The 24,820-nt window shown below is 61.9% G+C and carries 27 protein-coding genes and 1 tRNA gene; 9 read left to right on the plus strand and 19 right to left on the minus strand.

Features of this window, described 5'->3' with window-relative positions:
• The first annotated feature begins 137 nt into the window (after positions 1–137).
• Positions 138–1,046 carry an AraC family ligand binding domain-containing protein gene (locus AC56QX_RS00790; protein ID WP_497113276.1) on the plus strand — a complete coding sequence of 303 codons (909 nt, stop codon included), beginning with the start codon at positions 138–140 and terminating at the stop codon, positions 1,044–1,046.
• Positions 1,047–1,067: 21 nt separating this feature from the next.
• On the opposite strand, the gene AC56QX_RS00795 is transcribed toward AC56QX_RS00790, so the two are convergent.
• The 5 genes from AC56QX_RS00795 to AC56QX_RS00815 form a co-directional block, all read right to left on the minus strand.
• Complete coding sequence (locus AC56QX_RS00795; protein ID WP_497113277.1) at positions 1,068–3,095, minus strand: aldo/keto reductase; 2,028 nt, start codon at positions 3,093–3,095, stop codon at positions 1,068–1,070.
• A gap of 36 nt (positions 3,096–3,131) precedes the next feature.
• On the minus strand, positions 3,132–4,226 hold the full coding sequence (locus AC56QX_RS00800; RefSeq protein ID WP_497113279.1) for an ABC transporter ATP-binding protein: 1,095 nt from the start codon (positions 4,224–4,226) through the stop codon (positions 3,132–3,134).
• 8 nt (positions 4,227–4,234) lie between these two features.
• Complete coding sequence (locus AC56QX_RS00805; protein ID WP_019860421.1) at positions 4,235–5,071, minus strand: carbohydrate ABC transporter permease; 837 nt, start codon at positions 5,069–5,071, stop codon at positions 4,235–4,237.
• Positions 5,068–5,928, minus strand: coding sequence for a carbohydrate ABC transporter permease (locus tag AC56QX_RS00810; RefSeq protein WP_497113280.1), 861 nt, complete (start codon positions 5,926–5,928; stop codon positions 5,068–5,070). The genes AC56QX_RS00805 and AC56QX_RS00810 overlap by 4 nt, the downstream gene beginning before the upstream one ends.
• 94 nt (positions 5,929–6,022) lie before the next feature.
• Positions 6,023–7,294 (minus strand): ABC transporter substrate-binding protein, encoded by a 1,272-nt coding sequence (locus tag AC56QX_RS00815; protein ID WP_497113281.1) that lies wholly within the window; start codon positions 7,292–7,294, stop codon positions 6,023–6,025.
• Between the two features lie 104 nt (positions 7,295–7,398).
• Between AC56QX_RS00815 and AC56QX_RS00820 the strand changes: the two genes are divergently transcribed.
• Positions 7,399–8,274: a helix-turn-helix domain-containing protein gene (locus tag AC56QX_RS00820; RefSeq protein WP_497113282.1), complete on the plus strand. Its 876-nt coding sequence runs from the start codon at positions 7,399–7,401 to the stop codon at positions 8,272–8,274.
• Positions 8,275–8,597: 323 nt separating this feature from the next.
• Positions 8,598–8,673, plus strand: a tRNA-Phe gene (locus AC56QX_RS00825).
• Positions 8,674–8,746: 73 nt separating this feature from the next.
• Here the strand turns inward: AC56QX_RS00825 and AC56QX_RS00830 are convergent.
• The 7 genes from AC56QX_RS00830 to AC56QX_RS00860 all read right to left on the minus strand — a co-directional run bounded on the left by AC56QX_RS00830 (position 8,747) and on the right by AC56QX_RS00860 (position 13,945).
• Positions 8,747–9,823 carry a tyrosine-type recombinase/integrase gene (locus AC56QX_RS00830; RefSeq protein WP_497113283.1) on the minus strand — a complete coding sequence of 359 codons (1,077 nt, stop codon included), beginning with the start codon at positions 9,821–9,823 and terminating at the stop codon, positions 8,747–8,749.
• Positions 9,823–10,053, minus strand: coding sequence for a hypothetical protein (locus tag AC56QX_RS00835; protein WP_497113284.1), 231 nt, complete (start codon positions 10,051–10,053; stop codon positions 9,823–9,825). Before AC56QX_RS00835 ends, AC56QX_RS00830 begins: the two co-directional genes overlap by 1 nt.
• Positions 10,054–10,183: 130 nt before the next feature.
• Positions 10,184–12,277 carry a head maturation protease, ClpP-related gene (locus tag AC56QX_RS00840; RefSeq protein WP_497113285.1) on the minus strand — a complete coding sequence of 698 codons (2,094 nt, stop codon included), beginning with the start codon at positions 12,275–12,277 and terminating at the stop codon, positions 10,184–10,186.
• A complete protein-coding gene (locus AC56QX_RS00845) occupies positions 12,274–12,501 on the minus strand; it encodes a hypothetical protein (RefSeq protein ID WP_497113286.1) in 228 nt (75 codons plus the stop codon). Before AC56QX_RS00845 ends, AC56QX_RS00840 begins: the two co-directional genes overlap by 4 nt.
• Entirely contained in the window at positions 12,488–12,994 is a 507-nt protein-coding gene (locus tag AC56QX_RS00850) for a hypothetical protein (protein WP_497113287.1), read from the minus strand. Before AC56QX_RS00850 ends, AC56QX_RS00845 begins: the two co-directional genes overlap by 14 nt.
• A gap of 283 nt (positions 12,995–13,277) precedes the next feature.
• Positions 13,278–13,487 (minus strand): hypothetical protein, encoded by a 210-nt coding sequence (locus tag AC56QX_RS00855; protein ID WP_497113288.1) that lies wholly within the window; start codon positions 13,485–13,487, stop codon positions 13,278–13,280.
• Positions 13,484–13,945 carry a hypothetical protein gene (locus tag AC56QX_RS00860; RefSeq protein WP_497113290.1) on the minus strand — a complete coding sequence of 154 codons (462 nt, stop codon included), beginning with the start codon at positions 13,943–13,945 and terminating at the stop codon, positions 13,484–13,486. The genes AC56QX_RS00855 and AC56QX_RS00860 overlap by 4 nt, the downstream gene beginning before the upstream one ends.
• Before the next feature lie 417 nt (positions 13,946–14,362).
• Here AC56QX_RS00860 and AC56QX_RS00865 point away from each other — a divergent pair, with 417 nt between their 5' ends.
• Positions 14,363–14,611 carry a hypothetical protein gene (locus AC56QX_RS00865; protein WP_497113291.1) on the plus strand — a complete coding sequence of 83 codons (249 nt, stop codon included), beginning with the start codon at positions 14,363–14,365 and terminating at the stop codon, positions 14,609–14,611.
• A gap of 5 nt (positions 14,612–14,616) precedes the next feature.
• Here the strand turns inward: AC56QX_RS00865 and AC56QX_RS00870 are convergent, their stop codons facing one another.
• The 5 genes from AC56QX_RS00870 to AC56QX_RS00890 all read right to left on the minus strand — a co-directional run bounded on the left by AC56QX_RS00870 (position 14,617) and on the right by AC56QX_RS00890 (position 19,447).
• A complete protein-coding gene (locus AC56QX_RS00870) occupies positions 14,617–15,234 on the minus strand; it encodes a hypothetical protein (protein WP_497113293.1) in 618 nt (205 codons plus the stop codon).
• 141 nt (positions 15,235–15,375) lie between these two features.
• A complete protein-coding gene (locus tag AC56QX_RS00875; protein WP_497113294.1) occupies positions 15,376–15,723 on the minus strand; it encodes a hypothetical protein in 348 nt (115 codons plus the stop codon).
• Positions 15,720–17,987, minus strand: coding sequence for a phage tail tape measure protein (locus AC56QX_RS00880; RefSeq protein ID WP_497113295.1), 2,268 nt, complete (start codon positions 17,985–17,987; stop codon positions 15,720–15,722). Before AC56QX_RS00880 ends, AC56QX_RS00875 begins: the two co-directional genes overlap by 4 nt.
• Complete coding sequence (locus AC56QX_RS00885; RefSeq protein ID WP_497113296.1) at positions 17,980–18,594, minus strand: hypothetical protein; 615 nt, start codon at positions 18,592–18,594, stop codon at positions 17,980–17,982. The genes AC56QX_RS00880 and AC56QX_RS00885 overlap by 8 nt, the downstream gene beginning before the upstream one ends.
• Positions 18,587–19,447, minus strand: a complete 861-nt coding sequence (locus tag AC56QX_RS00890) for a hypothetical protein (protein WP_497113297.1) — start codon at positions 19,445–19,447, stop codon at positions 18,587–18,589. Before AC56QX_RS00890 ends, AC56QX_RS00885 begins: the two co-directional genes overlap by 8 nt.
• A gap of 468 nt (positions 19,448–19,915) precedes the next feature.
• On the opposite strand from AC56QX_RS00890, the gene AC56QX_RS00895 reads away from it, so the two are divergent.
• The 4 genes from AC56QX_RS00895 (at position 19,916) to AC56QX_RS00910 (ending at position 21,696) form a co-directional block, all read left to right on the plus strand.
• Complete coding sequence (locus tag AC56QX_RS00895) at positions 19,916–20,134, plus strand: hypothetical protein (RefSeq protein WP_497113298.1); 219 nt, start codon at positions 19,916–19,918, stop codon at positions 20,132–20,134.
• Positions 20,131–20,304, plus strand: a complete 174-nt coding sequence (locus tag AC56QX_RS00900) for a hypothetical protein (RefSeq protein ID WP_497113299.1) — start codon at positions 20,131–20,133, stop codon at positions 20,302–20,304. The genes AC56QX_RS00895 and AC56QX_RS00900 overlap by 4 nt, the downstream gene beginning before the upstream one ends.
• A 186-nt stretch (positions 20,305–20,490) precedes the next feature.
• Positions 20,491–20,931, plus strand: a complete 441-nt coding sequence (locus tag AC56QX_RS00905) for a hypothetical protein (RefSeq protein ID WP_497113300.1) — start codon at positions 20,491–20,493, stop codon at positions 20,929–20,931.
• Between the two features lie 345 nt (positions 20,932–21,276).
• Positions 21,277–21,696 carry a hypothetical protein gene (locus AC56QX_RS00910; RefSeq protein ID WP_497113301.1) on the plus strand — a complete coding sequence of 140 codons (420 nt, stop codon included), beginning with the start codon at positions 21,277–21,279 and terminating at the stop codon, positions 21,694–21,696.
• A gap of 19 nt (positions 21,697–21,715) precedes the next feature.
• Here the strand turns inward: AC56QX_RS00910 and AC56QX_RS00915 are convergent, their stop codons facing one another.
• Positions 21,716–22,405, minus strand: a complete 690-nt coding sequence (locus tag AC56QX_RS00915) for a sulfotransferase family protein (RefSeq protein ID WP_497113302.1) — start codon at positions 22,403–22,405, stop codon at positions 21,716–21,718.
• A gap of 356 nt (positions 22,406–22,761) precedes the next feature.
• On the opposite strand from AC56QX_RS00915, the gene AC56QX_RS00920 reads away from it, so the two are divergent.
• Entirely contained in the window at positions 22,762–23,871 is a 1,110-nt protein-coding gene (locus AC56QX_RS00920; protein ID WP_497113303.1) for a DUF4432 family protein, read from the plus strand.
• Here the strand turns inward: AC56QX_RS00920 and AC56QX_RS00925 are convergent.
• A complete protein-coding gene (locus tag AC56QX_RS00925) occupies positions 23,868–24,806 on the minus strand; it encodes an alpha/beta hydrolase (protein WP_497113304.1) in 939 nt (312 codons plus the stop codon). The two genes, AC56QX_RS00920 and AC56QX_RS00925, sit on opposite strands and share 4 nt — an antisense overlap.
• Between the last annotated feature and the right edge of the window lie 14 nt (positions 24,807–24,820).

Genomic DNA, 24,820 nt, shown 5'->3' on the forward strand with positions numbered 1-24,820 from the left:
TGCACGACAAGCCGGATTCCGGCCTGCCAACCTCCCCGTCCGCTCCTCGCCTGCGGATCTCTCTCGCTTTTCCGGGGCGATTATGCCCTTATTCACGAGCGCGACCAGAGAAGGATTATGCTTTCAAGGGTAATTTTGTGCTGCAAGATTTGATCGCCAACGGACAGTCGATGCGGACGATCTCGCTGCCGCGCGGCCGCCAGCGCCTGCATGCCATGCCGACCAGCACCGGCTACGAGGTGCGCGAGGACGAGACCTATGACTGGGACGGGCGCAAACGCGGCCAGACCCCGTTCACCGTGCTCCAGCACACGATCAGCGGGACCGGCCAGCTACGCTACGAGAACCGCAACTACCGCCTGCAAGCGAACGATACGCTGCTGGTGCTGGTGCCGCACAACCACCGCTATTGGCTGGCCAGGGACGAGCGCTGGGAATATTTCTGGATTTCGATGAATGGTGAGGAGGCGTTGCGCATCCACAAATCGATCCTCAGCGTCTCCGGTCCGGTGTTCCGGCTGAAGCCGACAACGATCGATCACCTCGCCGATTGCAGCCTGCGTCTGGTCAAGGGGGCGGCCTCGCCCGGTGCCGCTTCAGCCATCGCCTACGAGGCGGCGATGGCGCTCTATGACGATGTCTTCGGCTCGCATGCCTTTGCCGAAAAACAGAGCGCCATGCAGCCGGTCGTCGACCATATCAGTGCCAATCTCGACAAGCCGCTGCCGGTGGCGGAGCTCGTCCAGATCAGCGGCCTCAGCCGCGCCCATTTCTCGCGCTGCTTCGCCGAGAGCGAAGGCCTGCCGCCGGCCGAATTCGTGCTGCAGCAACGGCTGCAACGGGCAGCGAAGCTGCTGACCAAAGCGGACTTCCTGCCGGTGAAGGAAGTCGCCATCCTGTGCGGTTTCGAGGACGCGAACTATTTCTCGAAGGTCTTCCGCCGCCTCTACGGCACCACACCAAGCCAGTTCCGCACCACCGGCATGTATGCCAGTCTGCGGACCCCGGCCAGAGGCGGCGCCAAAGTATTTGACGGCGAGAGCTGACGCCGCTTGCGGTCTGTTCTGTCAGGCCGCGTGCAGGCTGCCGCCGTCCAGCCACTCGAGATCGGCCGGCGAAAGCGCGATATCCAGCGCCCGCAGGCTGTCGTCCAGCTCACCCAGCGTGCGCGGCCCGATCAGCGGAACCGACGGGAAGGGCTGGTTGAGCACATAGGCCAGCGCAATGTGGATCGGGCTCTTGCGCAGCCTGGCAGCAAGCTCGATGGCACGGTCGCGGCGGCCGAAATTGCGCTCCGAATACCAGACCCGCACCAGTTCCTCGCTGTCGCGCCGGTCGCGCCCGGCGCGCTCGGTGAAGAAGCCGCGACCCTGGCTCGACCAGGCGAAATTCGGCATCTGCCTGGATGTCAGCCAGGCCTTCCAGTCATCGGTGGACGAGGTGACGCAGCCGGCCCAGATCGGCTCCAGCATTTCGGCCAGCGAAAAATTGTTGGAGAGCGCGCCGGGCTTCTGCTTGCCGGTGCGCTCGGCATAGGCAATCGCCTCATCCATGCGCTGCATCGTCCAGTTCGAGCCACCGAACGGGCCACGGATGCGACCGGCCTTGACCTCACGGTCCATGGCATCGACGAATTCACCGACCGGCACGTCGGGATTGTCACGATGCATGAAATAGATATCGACATGGTCGGTCTGCAGGCGGTCGAGCGACTGGGCAAGCTGCTTGCCGATCACGTCGGGATAGCAGAGCGGCGAATGCGCGCCCTTGGCGATGATCACCGACTGCTCGCGCACGCCACGGTTCTTCAGCCATTCGCCAAGCAGCTTTTCGGTGTAGCCGGCGCCATAGACAAAACCGGTGTCGAAGAGATTGCCGCCGGCCTCGAAAAAGGCATCGAGCAGGATCGAACCCGAGGAGAAGGTACGGAAATCCTCGAAGCCGAGCGCCACCACCGATGCCGGTTTCGCCAGGCCCGGAATGGCCCGCTTGCCGATCGCGGTGCCGCCGGACCGCAGAGGCCGGCCGGAGATGGTGTTGGTGCGCAGCGGGGCCTTTTCGATCTCGTATTCCAGCCCGACGGCAGCGCGCCATCGGTCGAGCACGCGCAAAGTGCCGAGACTGTCGGCCCAATCCATGCCCGGCCAGGCGAACTCCTGCCGCCCGGCAAGGATCGCCTCGCCGGCGCCGTCGACCTCGAAGGAATAGACATGGCGCTTCTCGTCGACGCTGATCGTCTCGCGCGAACCATCCGCGCCGATCACGTCGATGCGGCCGAGGCCGACATCGCGATTTCCCCCGGCGAACCAGAAGTCCGGCACTTCGATGCGGCCCTTGGTGCCGAGGATGCGCAGCACATTGTCCTGGTTGAGCGAGATGCTGCAGGACACCTCGGCGACGATACCGCCGGAAAAATGCAGCAGTGCCGAGGCCCACTCGTCGACGCCGGACTGGCCAAGATGGGCGGTACCAACCACCTTGTCCGGCTCGGCAAAGGGAAGTCCTGTCGCCGCACCGGCAATCAGCCGCGCCATCGAGACAGTATAGCCACCGACGTCGAGGATGCCGCCGCCGGCGGAATCGTTGGCGTAGAGCCGATGCTCCGGCATGAAGCCCGGCATGGCGAAGCCGAAGCTCGACTTGATCATCCTGATCTCGCCAATGATGCCGGACCTGATCAATTCCACCAGCTTCAGCGTCTGCGGGTGCAGCCGGTACATGAAGGCTTCGCCGAGAAAAGTGCCGGCCTTGCGCGCGGCATGCATCATGGCATCGGCCTCGAAGGCGGTCAGCGCCAGCGGCTTTTCGCACAGTACGTGCTTGCCCGCTTCCGCCGCCCTGATCGCCCATTGCGCATGGCCGGGATGCGGTATCGCGATATAGACGGCATCTATGCCGGGATCGGCAAGCAGCGCTTCGTAGCCGTCAACGATGCGGGCGCCGGGAAATTTCTCGGCGAGGCCCGGCTTGGCGGGGTTGCGCGCGCCGATGGCGACCAGTTTTCCGGTGCGCGAAGCGGCCACGCCGCCGGCGAAGGCCTGCGCGATGCTGCCCGGGCCGAGAATGCCCCAGCGAATGGGCGTGGTTGCGGTCATTGTCATCTCCTTGAAGTCTGGATGGGGACGGCCCGGTCAGCGCAGCCGCAGCCCGTTTTCGTCGAACAGATAGGATTTGCGGATGGAAACGGTGACCTCGGAGGTGGTCGGAACCTTCGCCGCGTCGCGCTGGATCACCACGTCTTCGCCGTGCGCCGTTCGGGCGTAGAGAAAGCTCGTACCGCCCAGGTGCTCGACCACGTCGATGCCGACGACAAGATCGGTGTCGCCTTCTCCGGCATCGCCGAAATGCTCGGGCCGCACACCGACGATGACCTTGCTTCCGATTTTTGGGCTGCCCGCTTCGGGCGGAGCGCCGGTCAGCGGCTGGATGATGCGGGTCTTCTCCTGGCCCGCCAGCTCGACCACGACACCACGCGCATCGTGCCCGACGATTTGCGCCTTGATGAAATTCATCTTCGGCGAACCGACAAAACCGGCAACGAACAGATTGTCGGGATCGTCGTAGAGATCGAGCGGCCGGCCGATCTGCTCGATATGGCCGGCGCGCAGCACGACGATGCGGTCGGCGAGCGTCATCGCCTCGGTCTGGTCGTGCGTGACGTAGATCATGGTGGCGCCGAGTTCCTTGTGCAGGCGCGATATCTCGACCCGCATCTGGACGCGCAGTTCAGCGTCGAGATTGGAGAGCGGCTCGTCGAACAGGAACACTTGCGGCTCGCGCACGATGGCGCGGCCGATGGCGACGCGCTGGCGCTGGCCGCCGGAGAGCTTTTTCGGGCGCCGGTCCATCAATTCGCTGATGCGCAGGATCTCGGCCGCGCGCTTGACCCGCCGGTCGGTGTCGGCCTTCGGATTGCCGGTCATGCGCAGGCCGAAGGAGAGGTTCTGCTCGACGCTCATATGCGGATAGAGCGCGTAGGACTGGAAGACCATGGCGATGCCACGGTCGGCCGGCTCGACATCGTTGACCAGCTTGCCGCCGATGGCGATCTCGCCGCCGCTGATGTCCTCGAGCCCGGCGATCATCCTGAGCAAGGTGGACTTGCCGCAGCCGGAGGGGCCGACGAAGACGACGAACTCGCCGTCCTTGATGTCGATGTTGGCGCCATGGACGACTTCGAAGGCGCCGAAGCGCTTGACCACATTGCTCAGCGTAACGGTTGCCATGCTGCCTCTTACTTGACTGCGCCAGCGGCGATGCCGGCGATGAAATGGCGCTGCAGGAGCACGAAGACGATGAGCATCGGCACGGTCAGCATCACGGCACCCGCCATGATGCCGCCCCACGACACTTTGGTGAGGCCGATCAGCGTGCCGAGCGCCACCGGCGCTGTCATCGAACCCGGCTGGCTGTTGATCAAAAGCGGCCAGAGATAATTATTCCACGAGGCGAGGAACAGGATGATGGCAAGTGCCGCCAGCATCGGCCGCGCCAGCGGCAGCGCGACGAAGAGGAAAATGCGCCACTCCTTCACGCCTTCGACGCGGGCGGCATCGAACAGATCGTCGGGCATCATCGAGAAACTCTGGCGCATGAACAGCACGCCGAGCGAATTGAACAGCGGCGGCACGATCAGCGCCACCCAGGTGTTGGCGAGCTGGAAGTCACGCGCCACCATGATGAATTGCGGGATCAGCACCACGGCATAGGGCAGCGTGATGGTACCGAAGATGATGCCGACGACCACGCCTTTGCCGAAGAACTGGTAGCGCGCCAGCGCCCAGCCGGCCATCGAGGTCAACAGCACGGACAGGAATGTGTAGGTCACCGCCACCGAGACGGAGATGCCGATGGCGCCGACAAAGTTGGTGTCGCGCTGCAGATTGTTGAAATTGTCAACGAAATTGCCGTGCGGCAAAAGCTCGATGCCGGGGCTGAAGATGCCGTTGTCGGGCATGGTCGAGAACACCACCATCATCCACAGCGGGAACAGCCAGATCAGCGCCAGCGGGGTGAGGAAAAGATGCAGCGCGATGCTGCGCCTCAGGCGGGCGGAGGAGAGCGAGCTCATTGCTTTTCCCTCGTCAGCCACAGCTGCACCAGCGTGATCGCGATCGCCAACCCCGCCATGGTGTAGGCGACAGCCGAGGCGTAGCCGAAATTGAGCGACCGGAAACCCTGGCGGTAGAGCAGCAGGCCGAGCGTCTCGGTGCCACCACCCGGTCCGCCGCGCTCGGTGATCAGGAAGGGCTCGGTGAACAGCTGCATGGTGCCGATGATCGACAGCACCAGGCAGAACACGATGACCGGCTTCAACAGCGGCAAGGTTATGTAGAAGAATTGCTTCAGCTTGCTGACGCGGTCGAGCGTCGCCGCCTCGTAGACATCCTCGGGGATGGATTGCATGCCGGCCAGAAGGATGATGGCGTTGTAGCCGGCCCAGCGCCAGGTGACCGCGATCATGATCAGCGCCATGGCCGGCGTGACGTTGGAGAACCAGTCGATCTTGGGCAGCCCGATGCTGTTCAAGAGCTTGTTGACGATGCCGAAATCGAGGCTGAACATCAGCCGGAACACCGCCGAATAGGCGACCTCGCCGACCACCACCGGAGCGAAGAAGGCGAAGCGGTAGAGACCCCTCGCCTTCAGGAGCGGTGAGTTCAAAAGCACAGCCATCACCATGGCCAGCGCGATCATCACCGGCACCTGGATGACGAGGATGAGCAGCGTGTTCTTCAGCGCGTTGAAGAAGGCCGGATCGCCGATCAGCCGGCCCCAGTTGAAGCCGGGCGCGAAACGCCACGGCACGGTGCGTGTCGCCTGGAAGGAGATCAGGAACGAGGAGATGATCGGCCACACCCAGAAGACGGAGAAGATCAGGAGGTATGGCGCGAGGAAACGATAGGCCGTGGCGTTGCGGTTGCGCATCTTCCTCCTCCTCCATCATATCAGGTGTTTCAGACAAGCTCGCAGGCGGGGGGTCCGGGCGGCACGAGCCGTCCCGGACCCCGTCCTTGGGAGGTTATGATTTGACCGGCAGTCCGGTCGCCGCGGCAATCTGATTTGCGGCGTCGTCGAGTGCGGCCTTGGCGTCGGGATAGCCGCCGCCCAGATATTTGGTCTGCACCGCGCGAACGATGATTTCGGCATCGCTCTGGAACTGCGTGCCGCGGCTGGGGACGACCTTGGGCAAGGTGCCCAGAATATCCTTCCACACCGCCTGGCCACCCCAATAGGGCAGGCCTTGGCTGACGTAGGGATCGTCAAGCGCCGAGACCAGCGAGGGGACGAGGCCGAACTCCTTCAGCATGGTGATCTGGCCTTCATTGGTTCCGAGCGTGTATTTCAGGTACTCGTAGGCCGCTTCCTTGTTCTTCGAGGCCGAAGTGATGGCCAGCGACGACCCGCCGAGATTGGCGGCACGCGGGCCGTCAGCGGTGAGGCTTGGCATCAGGTAGACGCCCCATTTGCCGTTTTCACCGGCCGATTCGGTGCGGATGGTGCCTTCATACCAGCCGCCATAGATTTGGGTGGCGACGGTTCCGGCTGTGTTGTTGGTGATCTTGGTGCCCCAGTCGGCCGACGAGACGATGCCGGCGTCCTTCATCTCCTTGACCTTGGTCATGGCGTCGACGCATTTGGGCTGGTTGACCGTGATCGACTGGCCGTCCTCGGCGAAATAGGCGCAGCCCTGCTCGTTGGAGATCATGCGGAAGAATTCGCTGTCGCCGTTGAAATCGGCATTGGTCATCGAGACGCCAGGATTGGCTGCCTGGATCTTCTTGCCGGCGGCGATGAAATCGTCCCAGGTCTTAATCGACGCCGGGTCGACGCCGGCCTTTTCGTAGAAGTCGCGGCGATAGAAGGCGGCGACCGGGCCTGAATCCCATGGCATGGCATAGGCCTTGTCGCCGACCTCGAGCTCGGTGCGTTTGAAATCGGGGAATTTCTTCTGGTCTTCCGCTGTGTAGCCCAGCGTGTGCAGGTCGACGAAGCAGTCGGGGAACTGGCTCCAGTAATTCTCGGCCTCGCCATTCTCGATGGTGACGATGTCGGGCAGGCCGACGCCGCCGGCGGCACAGCCGGCAATCGACTTGTCATAGGTCGGCTGGTTGCCGAGATCCTGGACGGTGACCTTGATGTCGGGATGCAGCTTGTTGAAGCCGGCAACCGTCGCCTTCAGCGAAGAAGCGGCGACGTTCCAGCTCCAGATGGTGATTTCGCCGGACTGCGCAAAGGCCGGGGCTGAGCCCAGGGCAAGCGCGAGCGCGGCGCAGGTCAGTGTGATGCGCATTGAAATCCTCCCATTTCATTTGCTCTCTCTGCGAGCCGGGCTAGACTATGCAGCGCGGAAGGCTTGTCGCCGACAAAGGGAATACGGAATTGGCGGAAAGTAAGATGCCGGAACGGCCGTTTTACCAGCCAGGCGCCAGCAGCGTGGAAGGCCTGCCGCTGCTCCTGCAGATGTTTCACACCGCGCCGCTGGTGATGCTGAAGCCGCACTGGCATGCCCAGGTCGAGGTGAATTTCATCGTGCGCGGCAGCGTGCACTACCGCATGAACGAGCATGAGATTTCGCTTTCGGCCGGCGAGATGTGCTTCTTCTGGGGCGGCCTGCCGCACCAGATGGACGATCTCAGCGATGACGCCATCTATGCCGGCGCGCATCTGCCGCTGGTGCATTTCTTCCGGCTGCATCTGCCGGCGGATGTGCGCCACCGGTTGATGACGGGCGCGACCCTGGTGACCGGCGCCACCGATCAATCCGACAACGACAATTTCGCCCGCTGGAACCGCTACGCCCGCTCGGGCGATCCGGCCAAGGCCGAGCACGCCGTCAACGAACTTTTGCTGCGGCTGGAGCGGGTGCGGTTCGAGCCTTACCGGCTGGTGCCCGAAACCGCGGCCGGGCAGGAAGCCGGCAGCCCCTTCGACCAGCAATCGTCGCGCAATGTCGGGCGTATGTGCGATTTCATCGCCGAGAATTTCCTCTACGACATCGATTGCGTGAACATCGCGGCGGCGGCCGACATTCATCCCAAATACGCCATGAGCCTGTTCAAGAAATCGACCGGAATGACGCTCAACGAATATGTCAACCTGCTGCGGCTGAGCTACGCGCAGGCGCTTTTGATGCATCAGGACGCCAATGTGCTGCGCGTCGCCATGGACTCAGGCTTCGGCTCGCTCAGCGCCTTCAACAAATCCTTCCGCAAGCTGGCCGGCATGACGCCGTCGGATTTCCGCAAGGGCGTGGCCGGAGGCGCCAGATAGAGGCGACAGGCCGTTGCCGCTTGTTGATGCGAGTGCATAGCGACATCCCGATCGTCGGCTAAGGACGGATCCTGGCAGTCGCAGCGCGCCATTGCGGCGCGGAAAAGGAGGCCAAAGGGCCGAAAGAGGTCAACCCACGCGCCACTGTGATTGTGAAAGCGCCTGACAAAGCCGGCCTTTCCACAGCCTCTCTTTTCCTGCCGGAAATCGCCACCTAGGCGCTGGACAGGCTAAATTCCCGTGCTATAACCCACGCGCTTTCAAGGGGCGCCCCACGGCGCCTTCATGAAATCCGGTTGATGCGTTTTCGTTTGCCGGAACAGGCCCAGATAGCTCAGTTGGTAGAGCAGCGGACTGAAAATCCGCGTGTCGGTGGTTCGAATCCGCCTCTGGGCACCATTCTACCATATTGTTTCTATTGATCTTTTCGGCGCTTCTCATGGTGTCGATGCAATCCGGTTTGACGTTTTTCTCAGGCGGGTTTGACAGTTTTTGTTCGCCGCCTGTTCACTTCGGCGTCGAAACTGGTGACCACGGCGGACATTTTCCGGCTCTTGTTGGCGCGCTTCGAGTAGTGCCGCGCCATTTCGATCGTCTTTTGGCCGAGCATGTCGGCGATCGTGCGCTCGTCATATCCCATCTCGGCAAGGATCGTCGCCACGGTATGCCGCAGGCCCTTCAGCGTCAGGCCAGGCTGCACGGCGCCGGAAAGCTCCAGGGCCTGCCGGATGGGTCGCCACGACGCGCGGAAGCCTGAAGGCGTCCACGGCTTGCCACGGCTGTTGGCGCAAAGCGTGATTGCGCCGTGCTTCGGCGCCACCGCCAGCGCGTCGACGACAGGCGCCGGCAGCGGAAACCACATCGCCTCACCGGTCTTGCCTCGCCTGGCATCGATCATGCCATCAGAAACAGCCGTGGGCGGGATTTTGAGCGCGTCCTGGGGATCGAGGCCACAGAACATCATCAGCGCCACCGGCAGCCGCATGTGCGCCGGCAGCGCGGCGGCGACGGCATCCCGCTCGCTGTCCGACCAGGGCCGATTCGCATCGGCCATGCCGCGAGGCCTACGGATGCCCTTGATCTTCATCGCCGGGTTGATCTTCAGATAGCCGCGCTCGACGCCCCAGGCGAAGGTGAGCGCCAGGACCGTCTTGACGTAATTGCCGAAGCGCCGGCCGTGCTTCGCCGCCGCCTTGTCGCGGATCTTGACCACCAGCGGCGGCGTGAAGCGGTCGAGCATGGTGTCGGCGATGGGCTGCAGATAGTCGAAACAGCGCTGGTAATCGGCGCGCGTGCGCGCGGCCAGGTCGGTGAAAAACACGCTGCCACGATAGCGGCCGATCAGTTGGCCGAGCGTGCCGGGCTTCGGCTCGTCGCCTTTGTCGCCGAGCGCGACGATGCGCGAGCATTCGGCCAGGAATGTCAAAGTTCCGATCGGGAACTTTGAAACGTCGATCATCGTACCGCTCTTGCGATGCCGGCAGCGCCATTTGAACGGCGGCTTGCGGTCGCGCCAGATGGCAAACCCTTTGACGCGAACGATTGCCATCAGGCGAGCTTTCCGATCAGCTCGTCATCGCCGCTCGCGTCACCGGATTTCAGACTGTCGAGCCAGGCGTCGAGGTCCCGCATGTCGTAGAGGCGCGAGCCGTCTGGCATCTCGATCGGCGCGACCGGGCACAGGCCGGCAAGCCGTTTCGCGGCGACGCCGACATACTCGGCGGCGTCGCGCAGCGGCAGCATTCGCCGAGGCGTCACCCTGATATTCAGCGTCGACATCGACATCGCGTTACCCTCAAAAAAAATCTGCCCTGTGTCCACCCCCTTGGAAACCCGGCTCCTGACCGGGCGGGGGAAAAGGTGGGCACTTCACGCGCCCGGAGCCAGGCGCTTTAACTTCCCCCGGAGATCAGGACGGCAGAGCGCCATCGTTGAGATAAGCACCGCGCCAGCCAATCGGCGCCACGCCGAAGTCGAACACGGTGCGATACTCGACGCCGAGCACATTCCAACCGTCACGCTGCTCGAGCTGCGGCTGCGAGACGCCGTTGAGGTATGCGATCTCAAGAACCGGCGCGACGGCCGGATCTGCAAACAAGCGCCAGGCCGGGCCGGTCAGCCTGGAATCGACGAGGAGCTGCAGCTTGCCGGAGAATGGATTAACATTGGCGACCTCAGCCGCGGCGACAGCGGCAAGGATCGTTTCAGCCCAGGTCTCCTGTTCGGCCCCGACGACCAGGAACTTCGGCGCGATGTTGAGCGGCGTCGTTCCGTCGATTCCCTTGACCTCGCGGATTGCCTGGCGACCGGCGCCGAGCGAAGCGACGGAAATCGCCGTACCGCCACTCGCCTTGTTGCCGCGTCCGGTCGTGAAGATCGAGGTGTTGTCGCTCAGCTTTGCCCCGGCACCGCTGAATGCCGTCAGCAATGCCGCCATGGCATCCGCCTTGGTCTGCGCAGCTGCTCGGCCCTGGTCTTGCGCCATGCTGGCCAGAGCGCCGAGATCGTCGTTGATGATCAACTGGCGCGTCACGGCGAACATCTTGCCAAACGTCTTGAGCTGGTTGGTTTCCGGCCCTTCCTCGTCGCGCGTCCCGTACTTGATCTCGCCGCCTTCGGGCACTTCGTCGAGGCGCTCAAGATCACCCATGCGGACCGACTGCAATTCGCGGAAATCGGTAGCGTTCCGGATCTTGAACAACGGGCTGAGCCCTGTGTCGTTCGCCTGGTAGGCAGCGAGAAGAACGCGGTTCATGGCATTGCCGAGCACGGCCGGAAAATCGCTTGTCGAATGCTGGCCGCCTGCCATGACAGGCGTCAGAACCTGGCGAGCGAGCTTGTCACGATGCATCGACATGATCCTGACGCCGTTCGCCTGAAGCAGCGCTGCGCCCATGTCGACCAGCGGGCGGCCCATCCACTCAGCCGTGGCCGGCTTGTTCGGAGCAAGGCCGCTGACCTGACAGAAAATCGCGTCTTCGATCGTTTGGGCCAAGAATGTCGGATTGCCTAAAGTGTCGGAAAGCGTGAGCGTCGCCGCCGCGCTCAGCGGTGTGTTGCGGCCCTTGTCGGGATCGGCGTCAACCATCATGTCGATGACCATCGCGGAGGCCTTGGCCGCATCACCCTTCGCCTCGATCAAGACCTTGTTGGTTGCATCGAGCGAAAGCTTGGCTCGCATGCAGATGCCGAGGATCTTGCCGGCATTCTTGTCGACAGGTGCATCAATGGGCGGGTCGATAACGTCGGTATTTTCCATTTCAAACTCCTTTGAGGGCGCCACTTTGGGAGGACAGGCCGGCGCATTCCTGAATTTCTCACGCGGCGCGGCGGCAAGTGCCGCCACCATCGGAAGGCGCGCGGCCTTGCGATTTGCTGACAGCGCTGCGAGGTCCGCCGGCGCTTTCTTGTAGGTTTGATAGTCGAAGCTGGCATCGGCGACGGCCTGGTCTTGCCTTTCGGTGACCTCGTCGGCAAAACCCTTGGCCAGTGCGTCATCCGGTGAAAGCCAGGTTTCCGCCTTCATCATCTGGCGTATTACTGCCTCCGACTGGCCGGTGCGCTCGGCGTACACAGTGGCATAGACGCCGGTCATGACGTCCAGGTTGGCAGCGTTCTTGCGATGCGCGTCGGCTGGGCCAAGGGTGATACCGGCCGGCTCGTGGATCATCATCAGGCTGCCGAGCGGCATCTCGATCGACTTGCCAGCCATGGCGATCAGCGAGGCCGCCGAGGCGGCGATACCGTCGACGACGATGGCGACGGCGCCATCGTAGCGTTTCAGCGCGTTGTAGATCGCGGCGCCCTCAGTGGCGACGCCACCGCCTGAATTCAGGCGGACGGTGATGTCACCATCCATCTCGGCCAGCGCGTTGACGACATCTGCGGCGGTGAAGCCAGCGCCTTCCCAAAAATCATGGAAGCCGACAGGTCCATAGAGGATCAGCTCGCCGTCGACGACGATCAAGCTTTTGCCATCCATTTCCATCAGCGGCGCGTTCAATGCTTTGGCCTCCAAGCCATCGGCTGCACCACGACGGCGCGGCCGGTTTGGTTCGCAAGCCACTGCCCAGCGCAGATCACCAGGAAATCGAGCGGCAGGCCGAGACGCTGCGCTGTCTCTTCCGGCGAGATGTCGGCGCCGGCGCGCAATTCTGAGGCCAGCAGCGCGCAGGCGTCGGCAAATTCAGGCGTGGCGATCGTCGCCAGCGGGTCATGCGTCATCATCGTCGATTGCTCCGGCTTCTTGGGCGCGCTTCAACACGAACCGGGCCGCGCGCGATGCGTTGACAAGGAAAAGGCGGCTGCGCTCGATGCCGTCAGCGCGGTCACTTGCCGCGCGGTGCTCACTCTGCGCAGCTATCAGCGAGAGCGAGCCGGCATAATGCGAGGCGCCCTTGGTGCCGCTTGCGGCTTCGATCCACCTTTCGACACCGAGAAAAATGTCCTGGTCTGCGAGCGCCAGCTGCTCGATGCCGGCTTCGCCCTTCTCGGCGACGTGGCCAAAGCCATTGCTGACGGCTGAGGCGGCCAGGTCCGGCGCCATGCTGGCGTCTTCGAACAGGTCGAGGGTCATGCGAAGCAGGAAAGCGTCTTGCAGCGTGAAGGTACGCCAGCCCTCGGCCTCGCCGGCATCGAAAGGCAGCTGATCGCGCTTCAGCATGTTCTTGAAGTTGAACACGCTGATATCGGCAATGAAGCAAAAGGGACCGCGACGCATTAAACCCTCCAAACGGCAAACGGAATCCACAGGACTCCGTTACCTCTAGGGTATGGTAAATAAAGAGTCAACGGGACTCCAAAGCATTGATTGGGGATAGATGCATCGCATCCCCTGCCGAATATACCGGCAGGGGGTGCACATGTGCCCGGCCACGCTTTGGGGTCAGCAAATTTGCTGACCCTTCATGTTCCAGAGACCGACCTCGGATGCAGTCGGCTTAGAGTTCCGTTCTAGAACGCTAGGGAGGGCGACGGCGGGGTGCGGAATTTCCGCACCACAACTACGGCGCCGGTTTCCCGGGTGACGGCCCCTTGCAAATCATCACATATCCAACCTGATGGTTGATTTCGATCCGATAGTTTTCACCATGGATCGCCACCATTGCATCGGCGATTTCTGCCGCCGAGCGTTCGATTTGGGCGCCTAGTGTTAGAAAGTTCGCATTGGCGGTCGGCGCGAACAGGTCCTTCAAGTCGATGCCGGTTTTCATTCTGGCCGCCCATAAAGTGCCGAGTATTCGGCGATCGTCACAGGCTCCACATTCCACGTGGCAATGTCTTCCGAGCGCTCGACCCAAATGCCCGCCGGCACCCGTGGATGGGGTTCACGAAATCCGTCAATGCGCTTGACCCTGTAGAACGGCCGGAACAAGCCAGCCTTGCCGTGCATCGACACTGTCCAGCGGCTTTGCGTGCCTGGCGCCAGCTCGTCGGCTGCAGCAGCGGCCATCAACAGGTGATGCTGCAGTCGATCGGCGGCTGAAAAACATTCCTGTCCGGAATGTTTTTCAGCGCTCGCCGGCGTGACAAAGACGGGCAATGCGACTGTCGGCGCAGCGGCCAGGCCGAAGAGCATCGAGCGGCGGGAAAAACCGTTCCCGGCCGGAACGGTTTTCGAGGGGAAAGTATTCTCGACCGGAATACTTTCCCGCGTGGTCTTGGTTTGCATGGTGGTGAGCCTCGCGGTTCGAACCGGCTTTCCACAGCCGGCGGAAAACATTCCAAGCTTGGAATATTTTCCATTCATCGGCGGACGGCGCCGAAGCCGGGGGTTGGAAACCTGCCGCGAGACAGGTCGAACGGTTTTAAGCTCTCGCTCTGGACATAGCGTTCGCCCCCGGCCATAAAGGCCGAGTTGGAACGCCCGCCAAGGCGTCACCAAAGCGCTCAGAGCCTGCCAAGGCTCCTGCGCCTCAGCAGACACCTTCGACGCCAATCGAGGTTCCTGCTTATCGCGGTCAGGGTTTCCACACCCGCTGACACGCTGCTCTTATTCGCCAAAATCGTCAAGCGCCTCCTCGCGGGGAGCGCTGCGGCGTGACATCATCATTGCTGTTGGCGATTCATCAGAGACAGGGATTTCAAAATGTGGATTGAAATCGACGGCGAGCGGTTCCTGTTTTCGGATTTCGACAACCTCGGCCACGAACGCGTGGTCGACGAGCAGCATCATCTCTATCTGCTCAGGCATCAGATCACCGGACGCTGCCTGCGACTTGAAGACGGTCGCGGCACCTGGCTAAACGACCGCGAGGCCTATGATCTCGCCCTCGAACTAGGCTGCGAACAGATTGACGCCATCGACGATCCTCTCGACCCGGGAACGCGGCATTAATCCGCCTAGATGAAGGCGAGGAGGAATAGTGCAATCGAGATGACAGTTGTCACGATCGTATAGACCGTCGAATACTTATAGAGGTGGCGACCCACCTTGCTTTGTCCAAATGGTATTGGTGCCTCGGGGCTGCTTTTAACGATCTCATCAGCAACAGCGCGATTGTCCCGGTGACGGCGCTCTGCGGTAGTCAACTCCAGTTCGCCGCGAAAAAACTGCTCCGACTTGGCGGCGGCCTCGCGCCACTCGAATTCTTGCTCGCCGCCGTCAATGCGAATGAAGTCTCGCTTATAATTTGGATGCCGGTGCCAGTGTCGCTGCATTTCCGAGAACGCAATTTTGCAGGAGTCCAGGGCCTGTTGGACGGTGGAAATCAGGCCCTGTTCGCACTCCCAGAAGATGAAATTCTTGGTCTCTGGCGAGCGCCAGGTGAGTTCCATCAACCTTTCAACGTCCTCGGCCGTCGCAAGCTCGTTGTGATAGATGTAGCGGAATGACGACTTCCGCACGCTCGATACAAGTTCCATCGGGAAAATCGGTAGATCGCCCTCGCCTTGGCCATCGGGCAAAACTTCCTCGCTGGAGGGCGTAGCGTCGTCCGTTAACACAGGCTTTTCAGTCATGGCTAAAATTATATAGGTACGCCCGACAGCGACAACAAATCCTGTTTCAGTGCTTTTCCCGTGAAACGTCACCCGACCTTCACGGCCACCAGGTCATCACCAGCACGACGCCGAAGGCCAGCGCGAAGGCGAGCCAGGCGGTCACCCGTCGTCGTCCGGTTTGCCGCCCGTTAGCACCGTGAAGCGCGGACCTTTCTTGCCGGTGGTGATCATTATCTGGCCGTCAATCAAGGCGTCGAACAGTGGTCGCACTTTCGCCAGAAGGTCGGGCATGATCTGTTGTTCACCATCCCCTCTGCGCTGGCTCGCATCGGTCATCGATAGCATCACAAAGCCTAGGAAGTGAGCCCATGCGCCATGCGCGTCGCTCCATTCATCTGCCTCTATAATCGCGTTGGTCACCTGCCCGGTAAACTGACGGGTGACGTGGCTGCACCATTTCCCATTTTCGCCCTCGAAAGGGCCAAGATCGGCATGTGGAAAGGTCATTTGCGCCTCGGTGATCTGCCTGCGCTGACACGGGCGCCGCGCAGGGATATGGTCTGAAGCGTCTGCATAGCATGGGCGCTAAGTCCTACAGCGTCGATAACCAGTTCTTTTCCGCCATCAAGGTGAAAATGGAGCGGCGTGGTGCGGCCAAGTGTGGCCGGCTCAAGCGCCATCCTTGCCATGCCGCCGCCGGCAAAGCGCGGCATCGCCATCGATTGATTGAGGCTGTCGACGAAGCCGCCAAAGCTGAAGCCGCGCAGGTCTTTCAGAGATGGCACGAAGCCGTTGTTGAGCGCGGTGACAAAATCGAGGCCGAGCCGCTGCACTGCGCGCGCTTGCAGCACGAATTCGCCGTTGCTCAACCGGGCGAGGATCGAATCGGTTCGTGGACCGCCTGGACCCCGGACGAAGCCGCCCGAAGCAAAGCCGCCCTGGCTGCCGCCGGAACCGACGCCGCCAGAACCGCTGTCGCCAATACCGGCGAGCTGCTTGGCAAACTCGATGGCCGATTTGATCTTTGACACGATGCTGTCGACCAGCGACGACACACGGTTAAGAACGCTGCCCGCAATGCTCACAAGGCTGTTGAATATTGTGGTGATCCGACCGGGCAAAGTGCCGAACCAGGTCGCGATCCTCTCGACGATCTGTTGCGCGATCGATCCCAGGCTATCGATCAAGCCACTCCATGCGGTGACGATCGCGTCGACGATGCCGTTAAAGGCATCGACGGCCATCTGCTGACCTGACTGGAAGGCTCCGACGATCTGCGACCACAGATCAGTCACGCCCTGGACGATCGCCGCCCAGGCGGCCGCAGCGCCATCCTGGATGAACTGCCACGACGCCGCCGATCCGTTCTGGATATCCTGCCAGGTCGACGCTGCTTTCGCCTTGATGTCATCCCAGAAGACGCCGATCGCGATTCCGAGCGCAACCGCACTTGCCGCTATGGCAACCGCGGCGTCACCAAACAAGCCGAAGCCGATGATGACGGCGCTGATCGCTGATCCAAGCAAGGCGAAAAAGCCTATGACGCCAAGTATGGCCGCGCCTATCAGCAGCTGGTCGCCGTTCATGTCGGTGTTGAAGATTTTGTTGATCTGGTCGGCGACGACTTGGGCGCCCTCGCGAACCGCCTTGAACAGTGGAATGACAACCGTCTTGACGACCGTCGCCACATCCTGGCCGAACTTGACGATCGCTTCGGCCCAATCCCGGATCCAAGGATTTTTTACGTTCTGCGGGTTGCCCGACAGGATGTGAAGCAAATCGCCTAGCACGCCGGCGGTGAGGCGAGCCGCCTCGGCGCCGAATGCCAGGATGGCGTCCTTGTTGTCGACGATGAGGTCGCGCAAGCCTTCGGCGCCGGCCAGGACGATCGGCGCGAACAGCAGCCCAAGCTTGCGTTTGATGCCAAATATGGCGCCGCCCAGTGAGTCCAGCGCATCGCCGAGATTGTCGCCCAGCGCCGTGTCGGCTTTGGTGAGGGATAGACCCAGCCTGTCAGCCTCCGCGCCTAGATCGCGGATGCCGGCCCGCCCTTGGTTTAAGAACGGGATCAGGTCGGCGAATGATTTGCCAAAAATCTCCATGCCCAATGCGACCTTGACCGGACCGTCCTCAAGTCGTGAGAACGCCTCGGCGAGATCCCCGATGATCGCCTCGGTTGGGCGCAGCTTGCCGTTGGCATCCTTGATCTTGACGCCCAGGCGATCGAATGCGGTGCCGGCCGTCTTTGCCTTGTCGGCAGCCTTTTCGCTCGCGCCACCGAACCTGGTCACGGTAACGCCAGAAGCGTCGAATGCCTCGCCTGTTTTCGATGTCTGAGCCGCCGCTTCCGCGATCGACTTGTTGAGCCGCGACATCGAGGAAACGAACTCATCTTGCGTGACATTCGCCTGCTTGGCTGCGAACTCGAGCCGTCCGTAAGCATCGATTTGCAGGCCTGTTTTTTGAGCGTTTTTGCCAGCCTCATCGGCCGATTCCGCGCTCGACTTGGCGAGGCCCACGATGGCAACGCCGGCGCCGGCGGCAGCCGTGGCCAAACCCGCAGAGACGAGTGCGGCATTCTTGGCCACAGTCGCAAGGTCGCTTTTTACCTTGGCGAGCGAGGCGGTGAATTTCTTGAAATCAGCCCGGTTAACCGCCGCCTGGATATCTTTGAAAGCCTTCTCGCCTGCGTCGCCCAGCAACTTGAGTTGCTTCGCAATGGCGTCGCCACCTTCGAGCGCAATGCGCTGCGTGATCGTGTTTTTAGCCATGGGGATTTTCCCTTCCATCATCAATTTCGGCAAATTCGTATTCGAGGCCACCGGCCCGCTCTTGAGCCGCACCCTCGTCACGCAACAGCACAAGCGCCTCGGAGGCCTTGCGTCTGATATGATCTTTGATCTCGCGCAGCTTCTGGCGAACGGCCGGCTCGCCCTGGCGCGTGGCGGCCATCAATTCCGCCGCGAAGGTTGGCAGCTGCTCGATCGCCCTGACGATGCCTTCGCCGGCGCGGACCATGGCATCCTCGACGTCCTTGATCGGCAGCAGTGTCTTTAGTCGCTCATCGAGGTCCAGGCGCTTCAGCGCGGCTTCGTAGCGCAGCTTTTCGACCGCCGCGCTTGGCAGCTCGACAGCTTTGGCAGTTGCCTTCCGCTCCGCCGGATCATCGCGCACGGCGGTCGTTTCGTGCGTTGCTTGGTCGAACGACGCGAGCTCGACGAGGATCGAGCCGCCCGGACCTGGGCGCGTCGCCAGGTCGAGGCGCTTCACCCGCTTCGATATTGCCGCTCGGCTAACACCGCGCCGGCGTGCAACCTCTGCGAGCGTCAACCATACGCCTGTCGCCTCGCCGTCAATGCCGGTCAACATGTCAACCATGTTTCGCAACCCTCTGACTAGCGAACCCTCGGCCTAAGCCGTCCCGCATACAGTTTGGAACCGGGGAAGGACCCAAGGCGGGGGTGACCGTCGCGAGTTCGGCGAGCACACACCGCATGCCATCGCCATGGCGCGCCTGCTCAGCGACGGCAGCTCGCTCGTAGAGCTCCGGCGCATCCATCAACGCCAAGCTGATGGCCTGATACTGGTCGGATGGAAGCGCACGCATGCCGACGTCCAAGCGCCGCTCTGCCGCCGCTCGTGCAGCAGCAGCATGCCCAGCACCAGGCAGGGCGTGTATCAGGTAGCCCTGCCTCTGCGGTCTGGCTCCCTCATTCCTAAGCCCATTGCGGCTTTTCGGGACGCTCGGCGGTGGTGTTTCCCGCAGTGGTGCCGCCTGCTCCGGTTCTTTCTGTAGGTTCCTTCTGTAGGTTTGTGTCGCAGTCTTGCGACCTTTAACGTCGCAGTCTTGCGACCTTGAACGTCGCACTTTTGCGACCTTTGAAGGTGCCTCGCCGTCCTTCATCCGCATGTCCCAATCGTCGACTATGGCGTTGAAGCGATCCCAAATCGGAATGTAGCTGGCCCGGTGCGAATGGCCGCCGTGACTGTCCTTGTCGAACAGGCGATCATCACCCTCGCATAGCTCAGCCGTCGCGCGCAGCACTGTTGCGCGATCGATGCCGAGCATGACAGCCAGGCGGCCGACAGATGGATCGCATTGCCCGGTTTTCTTGTTGAAGTGTTCGACGATGGCGCCAGCGACGCGACGCGCGTTGCTCGAAAACCCCGGCGCCAGGTTGAGCGCGATGTGCGCGAACAGCACATCGTTCTTCTGCAGGCTCGGCCTCATCAGCCTCGGCCCCTTGCTTCGCGGATGGCTGTCACTGCCTCATGGGGTGTTAGGCCGAAGCGGCTGCGCAGTGCAGGAATGATCGGCCGCTCACAGGTGTCGCGATGCGCCGCGTACCAGGTCGCAGCCTCGTCGATCGAGGCCGGCGCTGTATGGCAAAGGCCTGTAGTTCCGCCTACCGGCGAGTTTGACAAACACGGGGTAAGTGATTGATTTCCGAAGCCGGGTTTGACAGGCTTTTCGCCGTAAGTGTTTGATTTAGGACGGTTGATACAGGACTGAAAATCCGCGTGTCGGTGGTTCGAATCCGCCTCTGGGCACCATCTCCCTCTCCTGACCACATTCGAACGCTTGCGTCGAATATGCGATCGGCACCCTCCGGGCCATTCGTGATCGGTCGTCGTCGGAACCAACGCGATCATCAGCGGTTAACGAAGCGAAGGGACCGCAACCAATGGGAGCGGGACAATGGACCTGCTGGATATGGAACTGGCCAAGGCTCGTCAGAGTGTCGGCCGCGCGAAGCTAGATCTCGAACGCGCCGAAGAGTTGCTCGAAGACGAGTGCGGTGTCGGCATCAGCTTGGCGTTGTGTGGTCGGATACGGTCCGCTCAACGTCGGGTGAGCGAGGCCAAACGGCGGATGGTGAAGATCGACCCACCGGCCCAGAAGGGTTCTGCACGATGATCGCGACCCACTCTGAGAGCGCCAGGCACGGCGAGGTATATCGCGCCGCCAGGCTGGAGCATTTGGCCAGGCAGATGATGCGCCACATCGCGCGCACCGACGCTTCGGCGCAGAAAGTCGAGCAAGCGCTGGCAAAGCTGGCTGAGGCAAACATGGCCGAGCGGCATTAGGCGTAGCGCAATTGGCGGCGGCCCGACTGTCAATCTTCTCCCTGGAACCCGATTGCCGATATCCTCCGAACCATTGCCCATAGTCTGACGAAACAACTTTGCTCTCACCGGGCCACATCGGGATTCAATTTGCTTGGCGCCCCCTCGACCGTAGGGCAAACTTCCCGTGGGGCTGCAGGAGGTGAAATGAGAGCACGCGCAGCAACGCTCGGGGATCTCGAGGATGTGTTTCATGGCCTGTCCAAGCGAATGTCGGACGAATACGCGGCGGCCGGCAAGGACAGCAAGGTCGCCTATGACAATCTGATGATGAATTTGAAGGAAGGCCGGGCGCACGCGCTGGTCGAGGACGAGAAGGCCGTGGCGATCATCGCCTGGCATGAGAACAGCGATGCCGCCGATACGCTGTTTGCCGCGCAGGAAGATTTCTTCCGCGGCTCGACGGTGCGCTTCTGCAAGCGGCATATCAGGCACATCCAGGCGCTCGCCGGCAACCTTCCCATCCACTCGCGCAGCTGGCTGCAGGGGCCTGACGTCGCCAGATGGTTCGGCATTATCGGCTATGTCGAGAGCGGCCAGGAAAACGGCGCCAATTTGTTCGAACTGCCGCCAGCCCGCGCCAGCTAAGGAACCCTGGCTGGCGGCAGGGGTTCCTCCTTGCCGCAAACGTCTGATGTACCTCGCCATCGCCCGCGCAAATTTGTCGGTGCCGGTTACCTCTTCGGCTCCAGGCGCTTTAACCGATGGGGCTCCAGGCGCTTTAACCCGGTGGCCTTGCGAATTGCACACTCGGCCGCCTTGGACTGCCTCAGTAAGTGGCTTGCACGGAGCGACGATTGGCGGGATGTTACTGGGGGCAACCGGGGCCAAACCGGCAGGCCGAGATCAATATGGCTGCTGGAAATGTCGCGAGCTTGCTTCGCCTTTCTTACCCTTGTTGGCTTGCTGACGCCGGTTGAGGCAAGCGAGCGCATGTCTCATCTGCTTGACCGCTCCAACCTACCGATCGCATATTTTCGCGAATCGGATCTTGTGACCGCGTACACGACCGCAATGGCGCGCTTCCGTCTGCAGCTTACAGGGCGTCCCGGCGAAACCAATCTTGCGGTCCCTCTCGAACCATCTCTTTTGCGGGCGGAATTCCGTGCGCGGACATGGCGCTCGGCGGACGGCAGCTTGTTGCAAGGTTTCGCCGGCAAGGGCGGCTTCCGGCTGACTATCGGTAACTGCCTGGCGCGAATCTGCGCCGCCAGCGAATGCAGCGATGCCGGTTGGCCGGTTTACGCCTGCAGCGACGGACGCAAGCGCAAGATGTCCGTCACGGATTTTGTGACGGCAAGCTTCGATGGCGTCCCTTATCGTCGATTGAGCGCCCCTCCTTCACAGGAATGATGGCGCGAGGCCTGTTGATCTACCGCCCGAAGATGGCTTTCATCAGCGGCAGCCTGAAGCGGCCACTCGAAGGGCGTGGTGCGGCTTCTCTGGCAATCCCGCGGCGCTTCTCCTGCGCGATGGACTCCAATTCCCGGAACAATCCAGCGTCATAGAACCGAAAGGCCTCGACTTTTCGGAACGCCTTGACACCGGCATTGGCGGTCCACTCCTCACCGCCTTGCTTGGTGACGGCGACGTGAGTTTCGTTCTTCACAATGCGCGCCAGGCGCTCTTCATCAGGTTTCTCACCTGGTGCAAAGAACGGGATGACGCGTCTCATGGTCCCTTGCGGGTCGGAGACGAAATCCTCGTACCCCACCAACAGACGCTCGAATTTAATCCGGCTATCCACCCACTTTGCCATGAAGGCAGCCCATCCATCAGTTCTGATGAGTGCGAATTCCTTAAAGCTTTCCTTCGTGTCCTGCCCGCCGTCGAGGAGATACAGTTCAAAGTCCGAGACGGTTCCAGGCATGAACGACCGATGCTGGACCAGATAAGGAACATCCGGCAGGATCCGCCCCGATAGATCGAAATCGTGGTTCTTCGAGAATTTGACCCCCGGCCGGATGCACGGGAAGGTGCGGCAACAATCGGGGTTATCAGTGGGGTAAAACAGGCAGTAATTGAAATCGTTGCCGAAATAGCTCAGGGCAAGCCGATGCATCAGGTGATGTCCACTGCGTGGCCAGCTTATGCCGGCGACGTATCTGATTTTCACTTTGGATGACCCCGAGTCTGCCCTCTTTTGATATCGATCTAGCTAGCTGGCGAACTCGGAGAAGTCTACCGACTTTGACGGGTACATCCTGACATTTAGGACCATTGTCCGGTGGAATTCGCCAAGCTTGGGCCAGCCCCCCAACATTCGAAGAAGCTGTCCGGCGCGATCTCCAAACCGCCGGTCCGCCCTGTCGAGAACGTCAGCCGGCTTGGCGGAGCATCTGAGGTCACAGCCGTTGATTTCCAGACGCTTCCTGCGACTATCGGCATGTGCGCTTGCTGCAGATGAAGGTCGAAACAATGCATTATGACGATTCCCATCATGTCTTCGTCGACCTCGTGCCCGAGCAGTTTGGTCCGCTGGACACCACCGTGGCGCGATATCGCGGGCTTGTCGCCACCGCCTTTCGCTACCGATCCGGCGTTGCCGGTCTTCGCATCAGCAATGCGAAGGGCGAAATCGTCATGCTGCCGTTCCAAGGGCAGCAGATTTGGGACGCAACGTTCCTCAATCGCTCGCTGACCATGCGTTCGATGTTCGACGAGCCGGTTGCGACCCGGGACTATCTGTCCAACTATGGCGCCTTCTTCATCCACTGCGGCGCCACGGCAATGGGGAACCCGGGTCCGGACGACCATCATCCGCTGCATGGCGACTTGCCCAATGCACCCTATGGGGATGTCCAGCTGATCATCGGGGACAATACCGACGGGCCGTTCATGGCGCTGACCGGGCGCTGCCGCCAAACTGTCGCCTTCAGCCACGACTATGTGACGCAACCGACCGTGCGGCTGCAGCGCGACGCCACCGGCGTTGCCGTCGACATCGCCATCACCAACCTGAAACGCTCGCCTATGAATTTGATGTATCTGGCGCACATCAATTTCAGACCGGCGGATGACGGCCGTCTGATCGACAGCGTGGTCGATGATTACGCGGACATCGTCGTGCGCCAGGTGCTGCCACCCTTTTTCACGCCGAGCGAAAGCTACCTTGCCTATCGCGACGCCATTGTCGCCGATCCCCGGCGCCATCGCACGCTGACCAAGAACGAGCCAATCGACCCCGAACTCGTACTGACAATGAAAGCCAAGGCGGACGCCGAAGGCTGGGCGCACGCCTTGCAGGTCCATCCGGATCGCACAGCGGATTTCGTCAGCTTTCGTCCATCCGAGCTCAACTATGCCGTTCGCTGGATCACGCGCGGCGCCGACCAGGATGCGCTCGGCCTCGTGCTGCCCGCGACCGCCGAACCCGATGGCTATCTTGCGGCCAAGGAAAGAGGCCGCCTGGTTTGCGTCGCTCCGGAAGGAGTATTTCGCTGCGCCCTTCGCTTTGGCGCGATGGACGCGGACATGGCCGAAAAACAGGAAGGCATGATTTCAAGGGTCAGGGCTGCGGGCGCCTAGGGGGCCTTCACCGCGAACGCCGCCTGCACCGCGCGGTTGACCGTCACCGGCAGGATCGACATGTGGTTTTCGCCGGCATGCAGCTCAAAGCTCGCGCGCACCCCAGGCAGAGCATCAAGGCGCCCGGCCATCGCCCGCGCGAATTCGTCGGTGCGCGTCAGCTTCTTCTGCTGCAGGCGTTTTTCCTCGTCCTCCGCTCCGATCTGGAACGGTGCCAGCTTCACGGTCTCGTACTCGCCTGCCGACAGGATCACATCGGCCTTGAGGCCATCGGGGACAGAAGCTTCGAAAGCTTCGAGGAAGCTATCGATGGTGCGATCTTCCCAATAGATGGCGGGGCTGGCGGCGATGAAGGTGCGGAACGAGAGCGGGCGGGTGAACAAGGCGTAGAGTGCGAACAGGCCGCCGAAGGAATGGCCGTAAAGCGCCTGGCGCTTCTCATCGATCCCGGTCCGGCTGGCGACCCAGGGCTTCAGTTCTTCCTCGATGAAGGCCAGAAAATCCCCTGCCCCGCCGGTCCTGACTTCCGATGTGCCCTCGTAGAAGGGCGGATAGGTCTTGCCCGGCGGCGGGCCGAGGTCCCATGAACGGCGCAGCGGGTCATAGGCGCCCACGACGGGATAGCCGATGGCGACGATGACGCCCCAGCCGACATTGGTGCCCAGGGGATAGAAGGCCTGGGCGCGCATAGCGTCGACCGCCGTGCCGATGACGGCGTTGCCGTCGGTCAAGTAGAGCACCGGCCAGCCGGCCTCGGGCTCCGGCCCGGAAGGCACATGGATGAAGACCCGCCAGGGGTCCCCGCCCGCTCTCTGCTCTGACGCAATTCCGGACGAAAAACCGCTAGCCACTTTTCCTGAAATTGCTCGGGGACCAAGATCGTGGACGGTGGTGTCGGCGATCAAGGCGGGCGACGCCTTCGGTGGGGCGGTCATGGCACTCTCCGGGA

The sequence above is a fragment of the Mesorhizobium sp. RCAM 06353 genome, from assembly GCF_059683585.1.

What these genes read in the sequence shown, in the direction of transcription:
- AC56QX_RS00910 (WP_497113301.1), top strand. Translation starts at nt 21,277, where the DNA reads ATGTCTCATCTGCTTGACCGCTCCAACCTACCGATCGCATATTTTCGC.
- AC56QX_RS00835 (WP_497113284.1), bottom strand. Translation starts at nt 10,053, where the DNA reads ATGTCGACGCTGAATATCAGGGTGACGCCTCGGCGAATGCTGCCGCTG.
- AC56QX_RS00890 (WP_497113297.1), bottom strand. Translation starts at nt 19,447, where the DNA reads ATGAGGCCGAGCCTGCAGAAGAACGATGTGCTGTTCGCGCACATCGCG.
- AC56QX_RS00900 (WP_497113299.1), top strand. Translation starts at nt 20,131, where the DNA reads ATGATCGCGACCCACTCTGAGAGCGCCAGGCACGGCGAGGTATATCGC.
- AC56QX_RS00865 (WP_497113291.1), top strand. Translation starts at nt 14,363, where the DNA reads ATGTGGATTGAAATCGACGGCGAGCGGTTCCTGTTTTCGGATTTCGAC.
- AC56QX_RS00860 (WP_497113290.1), bottom strand. Translation starts at nt 13,945, where the DNA reads ATGCAAACCAAGACCACGCGGGAAAGTATTCCGGTCGAGAATACTTTC.
- AC56QX_RS00885 (WP_497113296.1), bottom strand. Translation starts at nt 18,594, where the DNA reads ATGGTTGACATGTTGACCGGCATTGACGGCGAGGCGACAGGCGTATGG.
- AC56QX_RS00920 (WP_497113303.1), top strand. Translation starts at nt 22,762, where the DNA reads ATGCATTATGACGATTCCCATCATGTCTTCGTCGACCTCGTGCCCGAG.
- AC56QX_RS00800 (WP_497113279.1), bottom strand. Translation starts at nt 4,226, where the DNA reads ATGGCAACCGTTACGCTGAGCAATGTGGTCAAGCGCTTCGGCGCCTTC.
- AC56QX_RS00855 (WP_497113288.1), bottom strand. Translation starts at nt 13,487, where the DNA reads ATGAAAACCGGCATCGACTTGAAGGACCTGTTCGCGCCGACCGCCAAT.
- AC56QX_RS00820 (WP_497113282.1), top strand. Translation starts at nt 7,399, where the DNA reads ATGCCGGAACGGCCGTTTTACCAGCCAGGCGCCAGCAGCGTGGAAGGC.
- AC56QX_RS00870 (WP_497113293.1), bottom strand. Translation starts at nt 15,234, where the DNA reads ATGACTGAAAAGCCTGTGTTAACGGACGACGCTACGCCCTCCAGCGAG.
- AC56QX_RS00905 (WP_497113300.1), top strand. Translation starts at nt 20,491, where the DNA reads ATGAGAGCACGCGCAGCAACGCTCGGGGATCTCGAGGATGTGTTTCAT.
- AC56QX_RS00815 (WP_497113281.1), bottom strand. Translation starts at nt 7,294, where the DNA reads ATGCGCATCACACTGACCTGCGCCGCGCTCGCGCTTGCCCTGGGCTCA.
- AC56QX_RS00850 (WP_497113287.1), bottom strand. Translation starts at nt 12,994, where the DNA reads ATGCGTCGCGGTCCCTTTTGCTTCATTGCCGATATCAGCGTGTTCAAC.
- AC56QX_RS00810 (WP_497113280.1), bottom strand. Translation starts at nt 5,928, where the DNA reads ATGCGCAACCGCAACGCCACGGCCTATCGTTTCCTCGCGCCATACCTC.
- AC56QX_RS00915 (WP_497113302.1), bottom strand. Translation starts at nt 22,405, where the DNA reads ATGCATCGGCTTGCCCTGAGCTATTTCGGCAACGATTTCAATTACTGC.
- AC56QX_RS00830 (WP_497113283.1), bottom strand. Translation starts at nt 9,823, where the DNA reads ATGGCAATCGTTCGCGTCAAAGGGTTTGCCATCTGGCGCGACCGCAAG.
- AC56QX_RS00795 (WP_497113277.1), bottom strand. Translation starts at nt 3,095, where the DNA reads ATGACCGCAACCACGCCCATTCGCTGGGGCATTCTCGGCCCGGGCAGC.
- AC56QX_RS00880 (WP_497113295.1), bottom strand. Translation starts at nt 17,987, where the DNA reads ATGGCTAAAAACACGATCACGCAGCGCATTGCGCTCGAAGGTGGCGAC.
- AC56QX_RS00805 (WP_019860421.1), bottom strand. Translation starts at nt 5,071, where the DNA reads ATGAGCTCGCTCTCCTCCGCCCGCCTGAGGCGCAGCATCGCGCTGCAT.
- AC56QX_RS00875 (WP_497113294.1), bottom strand. Translation starts at nt 15,723, where the DNA reads ATGACCTTTCCACATGCCGATCTTGGCCCTTTCGAGGGCGAAAATGGG.
- AC56QX_RS00895 (WP_497113298.1), top strand. Translation starts at nt 19,916, where the DNA reads ATGGACCTGCTGGATATGGAACTGGCCAAGGCTCGTCAGAGTGTCGGC.
- AC56QX_RS00845 (WP_497113286.1), bottom strand. Translation starts at nt 12,501, where the DNA reads ATGATGACGCATGACCCGCTGGCGACGATCGCCACGCCTGAATTTGCC.
- AC56QX_RS00925 (WP_497113304.1), bottom strand. Translation starts at nt 24,806, where the DNA reads ATGACCGCCCCACCGAAGGCGTCGCCCGCCTTGATCGCCGACACCACC.